11 protein-coding genes are annotated in these 11,238 nt (G+C 39.1%); 5 read left to right on the plus strand and 6 right to left on the minus strand.

Annotated elements, in window-relative coordinates:
- The first annotated feature begins 11 nt into the window (after window positions 1–11).
- The gene (gene hpaR / locus I3B46_RS04165) at window positions 12–464 is read left to right on the plus strand and encodes a homoprotocatechuate degradation operon regulator HpaR (protein ID WP_004927374.1); all 453 of its coding nucleotides are present in this window, start codon (window positions 12–14) and stop codon (window positions 462–464) included.
- Between the two features lie 78 nt (window positions 465–542).
- On the opposite strand, the gene I3B46_RS04170 is transcribed toward hpaR, so the two are convergent.
- From I3B46_RS04170 to I3B46_RS04185, 4 genes are all read right to left on the minus strand, one after another.
- Window positions 543–2,549, minus strand: coding sequence for a BCCT family transporter (locus I3B46_RS04170; RefSeq protein WP_014656736.1), 2,007 nt, complete (start codon window positions 2,547–2,549; stop codon window positions 543–545).
- 468 nt (window positions 2,550–3,017) lie between these two features.
- Window positions 3,018–3,284: a DksA/TraR family C4-type zinc finger protein gene (locus I3B46_RS04175; RefSeq protein WP_004927380.1), complete on the minus strand. Its 267-nt coding sequence runs from the start codon at window positions 3,282–3,284 to the stop codon at window positions 3,018–3,020.
- Between the two features lie 72 nt (window positions 3,285–3,356).
- Entirely contained in the window at window positions 3,357–3,794 is a 438-nt protein-coding gene (locus tag I3B46_RS04180; RefSeq protein WP_004927383.1) for a GNAT family N-acetyltransferase, read from the minus strand.
- 180 nt (window positions 3,795–3,974) lie between these two features.
- Window positions 3,975–4,652, minus strand: a complete 678-nt coding sequence (locus tag I3B46_RS04185; RefSeq protein ID WP_036941715.1) for a hypothetical protein — start codon at window positions 4,650–4,652, stop codon at window positions 3,975–3,977.
- 297 nt (window positions 4,653–4,949) lie between these two features.
- Here I3B46_RS04185 and I3B46_RS04190 point away from each other — a divergent pair, with 297 nt between their 5' ends.
- Complete coding sequence (locus I3B46_RS04190; protein ID WP_014656734.1) at window positions 4,950–5,603, plus strand: DUF421 domain-containing protein; 654 nt, start codon at window positions 4,950–4,952, stop codon at window positions 5,601–5,603.
- A gap of 77 nt (window positions 5,604–5,680) precedes the next feature.
- Here the strand turns inward: I3B46_RS04190 and I3B46_RS04195 are convergent, their stop codons facing one another.
- On the minus strand, window positions 5,681–7,390 hold the full coding sequence (locus tag I3B46_RS04195; RefSeq protein WP_061064716.1) for a phosphoethanolamine transferase CptA: 1,710 nt from the start codon (window positions 7,388–7,390) through the stop codon (window positions 5,681–5,683).
- A gap of 370 nt (window positions 7,391–7,760) precedes the next feature.
- Here I3B46_RS04195 and I3B46_RS04200 point away from each other — a divergent pair, with 370 nt between their 5' ends.
- Genes I3B46_RS04200 through ccmB form a run of 3 tightly spaced genes read left to right on the plus strand, consistent with a single transcriptional unit; the run spans window position 7,761 to window position 10,234 of the window.
- A complete protein-coding gene (locus I3B46_RS04200) occupies window positions 7,761–8,936 on the plus strand; it encodes an ion channel (RefSeq protein WP_040132859.1) in 1,176 nt (391 codons plus the stop codon).
- 15 nt (window positions 8,937–8,951) lie between these two features.
- A complete protein-coding gene (ccmA, locus tag I3B46_RS04205) occupies window positions 8,952–9,569 on the plus strand; it encodes a cytochrome c biogenesis heme-transporting ATPase CcmA (protein ID WP_014656733.1) in 618 nt (205 codons plus the stop codon).
- On the plus strand, window positions 9,569–10,234 hold the full coding sequence (gene ccmB, locus I3B46_RS04210) for a heme exporter protein CcmB (RefSeq protein ID WP_104872975.1): 666 nt from the start codon (window positions 9,569–9,571) through the stop codon (window positions 10,232–10,234). The genes ccmA and ccmB overlap by 1 nt, the downstream gene beginning before the upstream one ends.
- A gap of 204 nt (window positions 10,235–10,438) precedes the next feature.
- On the opposite strand, the gene ugpQ is transcribed toward ccmB, so the two are convergent.
- Window positions 10,439–11,179, minus strand: coding sequence for a glycerophosphodiester phosphodiesterase (gene ugpQ, locus I3B46_RS04215; RefSeq protein WP_104872974.1), 741 nt, complete (start codon window positions 11,177–11,179; stop codon window positions 10,439–10,441).
- Window positions 11,180–11,238: the final 59 nt, after the last annotated feature.

An 11,238-nucleotide genomic window follows, 5' to 3' on the forward strand; every position in this document is an offset into this window, starting at 1 on the left:
GTTTTAAACTTATGCATGAATCATTGACAATTGCATTATTACAGGCAAGAGAGACCGCGATGGGGTTCTTTCGCCCTATTTTAAAGTCATACAATTTGACTGAACAGCAATGGCGTATTATCCGAGTACTTGCCGATAAACGCTCTATTGATTTCCATGAGTTATCAGTTCAAACCTGTATTCTTCGTCCAAGTTTGACAGGGATTTTGACTCGTATGGAGCGGGAAGGGTTAATTTTTCGCTTAAAGCCACTCAATGATCAGCGTAAGCTCTATGTTTCTCTGACGCCTAGTGGTCAAACATTGTACGATAAAGCACGTCAAGAAGTGGAAGAGGGCTATCAAAAAATTGAGCAGGCATTTTCTCAGGAGAAAATGCAACAATTAACCGCACTGCTGGATGAATTAATTGCTTTAGAAAGTCCTGATTACAGCCATATTGCGGATAAAAAAGAGAGCGCTTAGGGCGAATTTCGCATGTCGTGGGCAATAAATAAATTGCCCCCTAATCAGCAACATTCTGATTAGGGGGCTTTTTGTTGTTTACTTACCTAGTAGATGTAGGAAGTGAATATGTTTCTCGTACTGGTCGAGAATATCATGGATGACCTGTTCTTTGGTCCAGCCCATAACATCATAGTCTTGCCCACCTTCTTTAAGGTGAACCTCTGCACGATAATATTTCTGCTCTTCGCTTTTTTCATCATCGCTCTCTGTTCCCATGCCAGAAAGGGCAAAAGAAGGTTGAACATAGTAGCGCAAGCGAACTTCGTATAGGAAGTTCATATCCTCACCTAAATCGACCTCGAAGCCAATCCTATCATCTTTATCATTATAGATATGGCAAGTCGTATTCTGCTTCTCAAGCTCCTCTGAGACCATTTCCATCGATGGATGAACAACCTCACCGAGAAAACGTTTTACTTGGTTACGTTTTGGGAAATACGCGATATTACGTAAGCGTCGTTGCCATGGAATTGGATTGCGGCTCGCTGTCGGAGCAATTGTGGCTAATTGTTGGCTATCACGTTTATAAGCATCAATACGCAATGCTTTAAATAAGCCATAAATTGCTGCTAATAGTACCATCGCAAACGGTAAGGCGCTGGCAATAGTTAAGGTTTGTAGTGCTTGTAAGCCACCTGCAAGTAATAATGTGATAGCAACGACACCCATTAAGCCAGCCCAGAAAATACGCTGCCAAACTGGGGTATTTGAATCACCACCCGATGCTAAAGTATCAACAACCATTGCCCCTGAGTCAGCCGAAGTGACAAAGAAGACGACCACCATCAGCATAGCAAAAAATGACAGTACGGTAGAGAAAGGGAAGTAGGTTAAAAATTCAAACAGGGCGAGTGAAACATCTGATTGCACTGTTTCTGCCAGTTTAACGGCATCTTGGTTTTTAATCAGGTTAATGGCGGAATTACCGAAGAACGTCATCCACATCAAGGTAAAGCCAGCAGGAACAAATAGAACGCCAGTGACGAACTCACGAATAGTACGTCCACGTGAAATTCGCGCGATAAACATCCCAACAAATGGCGACCAAGAGAGCCACCAACCCCAATAAAGTAATGTCCAACCACCTAACCAATCACTGGATTTAGGCTCATAGGCATATAAGTTAAAGGTTTTGTTGACTATCTCGGATAGATAACCACCTGTGTTTTCAACAAATGATTTCAGTAATAAAACGGTTGGCCCTAAGATCAACACCAGCAGCATCAATATAAAGGCTAAACCTAAGTTTAATTCAGAAAGAATGCGGATCCCTTTATCTAGGCCTGAAACTACAGACAGCGTCGCAAGGCCAGTAAAGACAACGATCAGAATAACTTGTACGGTTGGGCTAACAGGCAGACCAAACAGGTGATTCATCCCTGCATTAACCTGCAATACGCCAAAGCCTAATGATGTCGCAACCCCAAAAACAGTACCGACAACCGCGAAAATATCGACAAAGTGGCCAATAGGGCCATAAATACGATCACCAATAATAGGATACAGTGCGGAGCGGAGGGTCAGCGGTAACCCATGGCGGTAGCTAAAAAAGGCTAAAATCAGCGCCACAATGGCGTAAATCGCCCAAGCGTGTAAGCCCCAATGGAAGAAGGTCAAACGCATTGCCTCTTTCGCGGCTTCAACCGTTTGCGGATCACCGACTGGTGGGTTGAGGTAGTGCATTACAGGCTCTGCAACACCAAAGAACATTAACCCTATCCCCATACCTGCGGAAAACAGCATGGCAAACCAAGACACATAGCTAAAATTAGGTTGTGCGTGATCGGGGCCGAGTTTTATCTGTCCATAACGAGAGAGTCCCAGATAAGTCACACTCAAAAGAATGATAGCGACGGCTAGAATATAGAACCAGCTAGCATTATTGAATAGGTTTTGTTGAAGATGACTTAGATGAGATTCTGCTACTTCCGGCATGATGGCGGCAAAACCAACAATAACCATAATCACAAGTGCAGAGGTATAAAATACCGGGGGACTAATTTTTGAGCGATTTTTTTTAGAATCAGTATCGTTTTGACTCATAACAACCTTCTTTGATTTATTTTATTTTTGACATACCAATAATCTGTTGGGTATGCAACGCGCTGTCCTTCTTAATGAAACAATGAAATTGCGAAAGGGTTCCCAGTGGGGAAACAGTAGAAAAAACAATAATGAAACAGTTTGCAGAGATAGCGATAAAAACGGTTATTGCGCCCGTTGCTATCAAATGTTTTTTTAGCTGTTATTACTCCATTTGCGAAAAAACCGGCGGATATATTGCCATATATCGAGACTGGTTTCAAATAAACAGGAAAAACCTCTATGTTTTCATAAAAATATAGCCTTATAAATCACATTATTAACTATCATTGTTGTTATCTTTTTAACTATTTAACAAAAAGTTAGATAAAAAGCTTAGAAAGGTTAATTAAATTAACATTAATATTCGGATTTTAGGTAGAAATAAATATTGGTAGAGTTTCGGTGTTATTTAGGAATAGGGCATATTCACCGTAACTGACTATCTTTACTCCCTCGGCGATTATAACCACTAAATGTGGCACTTTTTTGATCGGCGGCATTTTGGCAAGTGATACAGAGCTGTACGCCAGGGAGTGCCTTGCGACGGGCGAGAGGAATAGGCTCACCACATTCAACACAGTATTCAGCACTTTCGCCTGAATGGAGTTGACTGCGAGCCTTAGCGATAGCGTCATCAAGAGTGGCATCAATTTGTTCTTGAACCGCATTTTCGTTAGCCCAACCATTTGCCATAATCACCTCGTACAAAAAAGCATCACTTTATTGATCATAAGGGGTGATATGGAAAATTCAAGGCGTTAGAACTTAAATTAACGGTAGAACCATATAGATATGATCCATACCATCTTCGTCATACATTTCGCCTTGTGTGTGATAGCCTAATGTTTCGTAAAAGGCGATTGCGGTATGTTGTGCAGATAGTCCTACAGCATGAAATTGGTTCTCGATAGCGTACTGCTCAACAAATTTCATTAACTTACGTCCAAAGCCTTTGCCTCGATATTGTTTAAGTACCGCGACTCTGCCCACTTTTATCACTTTGTCGGCTTGTAAAATACAACGTAGTACAGCAACAGGGCTATTTTCTAGGTATAGCACCACATGTAATGCGTCATCATCATATACATCTACATCGATTTCAGCAGGAAAGCCTTGTTCATGGGTAAAAACTTGTTGGCGAAGCGCGAAAGCGTGATTAACGATTTTAGGATCAGTATACCCAAGGCTATATCTCACTTGCATGTTGTCTCCAATTTATAAGGTAACGTGTTTATATTATTTCGGTTTTAAATTGTTATACCAGAATTGAGGGGGAACAGGACATGGTTTTGTGTGCTTTACTTTCTCCGTATAAAAATATAAAAAAAAGCAGGCCAGCGTAGACCTGCTTTGAGAATAAACCGAGTTATCTAGCACAGATAGTTATTTGTTTTCTGCTTTTAATTCTTCAGTTTTATTTTTGGCATCAGTCGCTAGTTCATCTGCTTTATTGATTGAGTCTGTTTTCACTTCTTGGCTTTTTTCTGCTATTTTATCATTTGTTTCTGATAGCTTATTTTTTGCCGATTCAGTTAATTCATCTGATTTTTTATCAGCCGCATCTTTTAGCTCTTTAGCTTTATCAGATAGCTCATCTGCCTTAGCTGAAGCTTGTTTTTCAAGTTCGTTAGCTTTCTCTGTGGCACTATTTTTAAATTCAGAGATTTTTTGCTCGCTAGCCTTTTTTAATTCATCGGCTTTCTCTGTAGCGCTCTCTTTAAGCTCAGCCGCTTTTTGCTCGCTAGCTTCTTTCAATTCATTAGCTTTCTCTGTGGCGTTCTCTTTAAGCTCAGCTGCTTTTTGTTCGCTAGCTTCTTTTACTTCTTTAGCCTTATCTGCAATTTCATCCGCTTTTTCTGAAGCTTGTTTTTGAAGGTCATTCGCTTTTGCTTCTGCACTATCCTTAAGTTCGGCTGCTTTTTGCTCACCAGCATCTTTTAATTGCTCCACTTTTTCTTCAGTTTGTTTCATCGTTTGATCTGTCTTTGATGAATCATCACAACCTGCCGCCATAGCGATAATACCTGCTAGAATAAGAGAACTTAATATTTTCTTTTTCATAAATATTTCCTTTAGCATGATGTAAGTGGATACGGATCTGCTATCAATAGCATGTTATAAATATAACTCATATTTTTAATAATTAAAAATCAGTTGTCTCTGAAAGTTACCTGAAATAAAAAGGTAGCATTATCAGCAAAATAGTGATTTTAATGCTTGATATCAATATTTAACTTAATAAAAAAGACGAGCTTTATTATTTCGCTATAATTAATCTTGGATATTAGCAAAAAAATAATATGCTGGTTTATTTAACTAAAATTCATAAAAACGTGAGTATACGAAAGGAAGTCTTATATGAGTTATTACTATATGCTTGTTGTAGTCAAGTTTATCATTGGTTTTGCCATTGTTCTTACTCATATGAATTTGTCTGGGAAAACGCAGCTGTCACAGATGACACCTATTGATTTTATTGGGAATTTTGTGTTGGGTGGAATTATTGGTGGTGTGATTTATAGCGATACAATCCCATTATATCAGTACATCACTTTACTCTTTATAGGTGTGTTTTTTATATCAGGGCTAAACTATTTAACTAAAAAATTTAACTTTATTCGCAACGTGACTATCGGCAATCCTATCCCTATTATTAGTAAAGGAAACTTTATTATGGAAAATATATTAGAAAAAGGGAATAAAATTGATATTTTGAATATATCCTCAAGAATTCATGCACAAGGGGTTCATTCATTCCAAGAAATCTATTATGCCCAGATTGAACCAGATGGGCAATTAACGGTTATTTGTGATCCAACAAATATGCCATCAGTGATTATTATGAAAGATGGTGTTGTTAGGCTAAATGAATTGCAATCGATAGAAAAAGACGAAGAGTGGTTAAATAAACAGATGGTTAAACATGGGATCGATAAGCCCGAATCTGTTTTTCTTGCTGAGTTTTGGCAAGGCGAAGTCAAATTTATTCGGCAAGATGGCAAAATTCAGTAACTATCACGTTTCTTAATAAAAAGATGAAGAGCCGCTAAAGGCTCTTCATCTTAGGTCGAAGATGCTTTACTGACAAATTATTTTTTCAAATCATCATACAGCATCAAAGAGGATTTATTCTCAGGGTCACCAATGTAACGCGGCTGTGGTTGGTATTCGTCACTAAATAGGCTTTTCTGAGGAGTGTAGCCTTTATAGTTAAAGCCCGCGATATCAGACCATGAGTAGATAAAATCCATGGTGCTATAAGGCCTATCGGTTTTACTGTTCAAATTAAAATTATGGCTTTGTAACCATTCAGGAGATTGCCATACTAGGAATGGAACATTGTAGATCACACGACTTGGTTTGCCTTCACTACGACCTAAAGTTTCATGAGGAGGTGTATCAAAGACATCTTCACCATGATCAGAGAAAAAGACTAAAAAGCCATTTTCTTTTGATGAATCAAAATCTTTAATTAATGTGGAAACAATATAATCATTGTAGTGTTGTGCGTTGTCGTAAGCATTGTAATCTTCGACTTGGCTCTCTTTGAGGTTACTTGGCACCAGACTATCTTTACCTTTAAAGATGGCTTTATCTTCAGGGTAACGGAACTCATATCGCATATGGGTTCCAAGTAGATGAACAACAATAAATTTTTTCTCAGCAGGGTCGGCCAGAGCTTCTTTAAACGGGGCTAGCACAACTTCATCGTAAATACGTGAACTTTGGGCCATATCGTTATTTAAGTAATATTGTTTATCTGTTTGTCGAGAAAAAGCAGTTAATAGCGTATTACGCTCCGTCATTGTCTGTTGGTTTGTGATCCAAAAAGTTTTAAATCCAGCTTGCTTCATCATATTCATGATTGAAGGGCGCGAATTAAATAACTCGGGCTCAGTTTGAGAGGCAAACGTGAGAATTTGCTGGAGCGCCTCTATTGTATAAGGACGAGAGGTCACGACATCGTTAAATACAGACAAATTATCGGGATACTGTTGTTTTAGCTGCTCAAGCTCTGGTGTTGTTGGGCGTTTATAACCATATAAGCTCATTCTATCGCGACTTGTTGATTCACCAATGACCAAAACAAAAGTTCTCGGCGTATTGCCATTAGCATCGATAAAGTTTTCTAATGGCGGGATCTTACTGTTATCACGGATCAGTTCTTCCATATTGGCTAACTGGTTTTTATAGAGAAAATAGCCACTAACAAATTGCCAAGGCGCAGCATAGGCAAGTTTACTATTCACATAAGACATGACATTGGCGAACGGCCTATCTTGTTTAATTCCTTTATTATAATAAGGCACGCCAAATAAGATGATTAGCACGAGCAAAGAGACACCACATCTCGCTGACACTGGCATGGTCACTGGTTTTAGTCGTGACCATAAGAAAATCGCGACCAAAGTATAAATCAATATAACCGCGATAACCTTAAAGCTAATGTATTGCCTTAAAAATTCACCTGCTTCATTTGTATTTGTTTCAAACATCACAAACATGACGCTTTGTGAGATCTGATGCCCATAGACGACAAAATAAGCGAGTGCAATGACAGATGAAAGCCAAAGAATGATACCGATAATGCCGGCAACTAATTTGATCCTTCTAGGGAAAAAGAGCGCAGGGATTAACCAGAGTGTGCTGTACAGTAAAGAGTCTCTTAATCCGACGGTGTTACTTTGTCCTGTAACAACAACATAGATTTGGAGCAATGATGAGAAATACCAGAAATAGATGAGCAACCACAGTAAAGCTGTCCAGCTAAATCTCTTTGCTTGCGTAGAATTAACCATAATTTATTGAACTCTTATTCTTAAGTCATGTTAGGTAATAAGAAAAAACGCCAAAAATCGATTTTTAGATATTATCTTAGAAATTAAGTTCAATAAAATAAACAACTAATAATTGATGAGATTTGGTTGATATTTGGTTTAATTTTACACAGGAAATAAAGTCAAATTAAGATAGCTTCAGTTTGATAGTTAGGCTTTTTTTATATTTTATTTCTCCTAAGTATAAAAATGGAACTGTATCAGTTGATATAAGGATATGTCGGTTATACCAATAAAATCAACCGAAGAACGGCATTCTAACTAACATCAATGACCAACATGTGTTATATAGACTTTATGTAATCTTATCTGAGCAGAGGGTGAAGGAAAAATGTCAGATAACGCGTTTATTGCTTTTCTGAAATCATCCTTATTTATCCGTTTAATCATCTCAATACTTATCATTTTTGATGGTTTTATGATTATTAAGCCTGTATTGGGGGCTTATACTGACTATATTGATTGGCGAGCGAATGGGTTTAGTGAGTGGCTTAAATCTCTCGGCTTTATGAAGTTGCTTGATATCCCTCGTTTTTTGTTAGGAATTTCATTGATATTTTTATCTTTTTTCATGCTTAATGGCGCCCGAATCGCATGGGTGTTTTCACTGCTTTTACTGGCCATTATTTCGTTTGTTGATTTAAAAATTGCAACGGAAAACCTTCATCAAGGTTATTTTTCGCTGGTCCTTTTTTTGGCGTTGAGCTTTTTTTGGAAGCGTTATCATCATCACAGCTTAACCAGTGCGGGATTTGTGGCGATAACTTGTATCATTGCATTATTGCTTTATTCCATTTTTGGCACACTCTATATCGGTAATGAATTTCTACCCGTCGTTAAAGATGGAACCACGGCATTTTATTTCGCGTTAGTTTGTATGACGACCGTCGGTTTCGGCGATATAGTGCCAGTCTCTACAGATGCTCGGGTATTTACTGTTACGGTCATTATTCTTGGTATTACAATTTTTACAACATCAGTGGTTTATGTTGTAGGGCTGTTAGCTAAAGGAACAAAGGAAATTGTTCGCAAGAGGTTTTCTTATATGAAAAATCATTATGTTGTAATTGGTAGTACGCCAATGGCGGTAAGCATGTATGAAGGGTTAAAAAATCGCGAACTGCCAGTTGCGGTGATCTGCCAAGAAAGTCATCGCGCACATTATCCTGAGAAAGATAATATCGTCACTGGTGACCCTACAGATACAGCGCTATTAGCCGAATCGAATGTTAAACAGGCAAAATATGTATTAGTGATGACAGATAGCGACGCCTTAAGTACTTTCGTGCTCTTAGGGATAAAACAACTTGCTGGTGAAGGTGTAAAAACGGTGGTATTGGTTAACCAAGAAAGCAATATAGATAAAATTCGCCTGCTTAACCCCGACATGCTGTTTTCATTATCTTCTTTAGGGGGCGAAGTTTTGATGAAAGTGCTTTGCGGTGAAACAATATCAAATGACAGTATTAGTGATATTCTGTTAAATAAAGTGGCGAAAAACGAATAACAGGAATAAAACACTATGTTAACTGCCGAGCAAATCAGTTGTCAGCGGCAAAACAGGATGCTTTTTCAAAAGCTGGATTTCACCGTATTGCCCGGCCAAATTTTACAAGTTGAAGGGCCTAATGGTGCGGGTAAAACGACCTTATTACGTATGGTGGCTGGGCTGTTAAAACCCGATGAAGGGGATATTTTGTGGGAGCAATATTCGATTCATCAGTTAAAAGAAGATTTTACTCGTCAATTACTTTACTTAGGGCACAAGCCAGCCGTTAAATCACTACTCACTCCTTATGAGAACCTACAGTTTTATTATCAGATGCAGCATCGCCATCCTGCCGGGGATAGTTTGTGGTCGGCTCTCGAAGAAGTGTCACTCATTGGCTATGAAGATGTTCCTGTTGGTCAGTTATCAGCGGGGCAACAAAGGCGAGTGAATCTTGCAAGGTTATGGTTAAGTGAAGCTCCTTTGTGGGTGTTGGATGAGCCTTTTACTGCTATTGATGTCGCAGGCGTGAAACGTCTTACCGAACGTTTTCATCAGCATGCTGAACAAGGTGGGATCATTCTTTTTACTTCTCATCAAGCTATGTCGGGGCATTTTGGATCCTTAAAACTGACGGGCGGATATGAATAATGTTTTGGCTAGTGATTAAAAGAGAACTAAAAATAGCATTTAGAAGTTTTTCTGAATTGGTAAACCCATTATGGTTCTTCTTAATTGTTATTACGTTATTTCCATTGAGCATAGGGCCTGAGCCTCAGTTATTAGCACGTATCGCTGTTGGCATTTTTTGGGTAGCCGCGGTGCTTTCTTCTTTATTATCGCTCGAACGTCTCTTTAAAGATGACTATCTGGATGGTTCGTTAGAACAACTGTTGCTCGCACCGCATCCACTATTTTTAACGGTATTAGCTAAAGTGATTGCTCACTGGCTGGTAACTGGAGTGCCGCTAATCTTACTTTCACCGATAGCAGCTTTAATGCTCTCTTTTGACGCGAATACCCTTTCTGTACTTGCAGGTACTTTGTTGCTAGGTACACCGATCCTGAGCTTTATTGGTGCAATAGGGGCTGCTTTAACGGTATCTCTGAAAAAAGGGGGAGTACTCGTGAGTTTACTGGTGCTGCCGCTGTATATTCCTGTGCTCATTTATGCAACGGGAACAATGGAAGCGTATAGTTTTAATATGCCTTTGGGGGGTTATTTTGCGATTCTAGCTGCATTGTTAGTGGGGAGCGTGACATTTTCGCCTATCGCAATTGCCGCAGCATTAAAAATTAATATCAGTCATAATTAAACACGGTACCCAAAAACATCACTAAGGCGGTTGCACTATTTTTCAATCAGCTCCATCGTTAAAAGCAAATTAGAGTCGGGGGATAGCAATCTTCATCGTGATAAGCATAAAGCCAGAAGTGAGATTCAATGCTGGCTTTATGCTTTTTAATTATGCGGCGAGTGAAATAGTAGGTATCTATAGATCAGTATGTAATCTATTTAATTAGGCACCAAAGTTGGGGCCAATGATATCAATCGCATCCGTACAAATTGCATCAACTCCCCAGTTTAAAAGTCGCGAAGCACGCGCAGGGTCATTAACGGTATAAACTAAAATGTATAAGCCAGCCTCTTTTAAGCGTTTTACGCGTTTTTCATCCAATAATGTATGATCTAAATGGATGGAGACACAATCAAGCTGTGTTGTAAGGGTTTGCCAATCATCTCGCCATTCATCTAATAATAACCCTCTCGCTAGTTCAGGAGCGTATTGTTGAGCCGAAATTAGTGCTTCAATTGAGAAAGATGAAATCAATGGGGCTGTTTGTCCTTGCCACAGTTGACGAGCTGCAAGCGCAACAATTTGACCTGTTTTAGCTTCCAAGCCTGTCGTTGGTTTGATCTCAATATTTGCCATCATGCCATGTTGCTGACAACGTTTTGCGACCTCAGAGAGTAAAGGCAGCCGCTCTTTGGCGAATTCTGGACCATACCAGCTTCCAGCATCGATATTTGATAATTGCTCCCAATTTAATTCGCCTGCAATACCATGACCATCACTGGTGCGCTCAAGAGTATCATCATGTAATAAAAAGATTTGATCATCATGGGAAAGTTTGGCATCAAACTCGATCATGGTATGTCCATATTTTGCGCCAATATCAATGGCTGCGAGTGTATTTTCAGGAGCAAGTCTGCCACCACCACGATGGGCAACAATTTTAGGATAAGGCCAAGAGTTCATAATGTTGTCTATTTTCCTATTAAAGAAATACAACGGCTTTTTAAAGCGGTGTGAATGTC

Origin of the sequence: Providencia sp. 2.29 (assembly GCF_015832305.1) — a bacterium.
In the GTDB taxonomy this organism is placed as follows: domain Bacteria; phylum Pseudomonadota; class Gammaproteobacteria; order Enterobacterales; family Enterobacteriaceae; genus Providencia; species Providencia stuartii.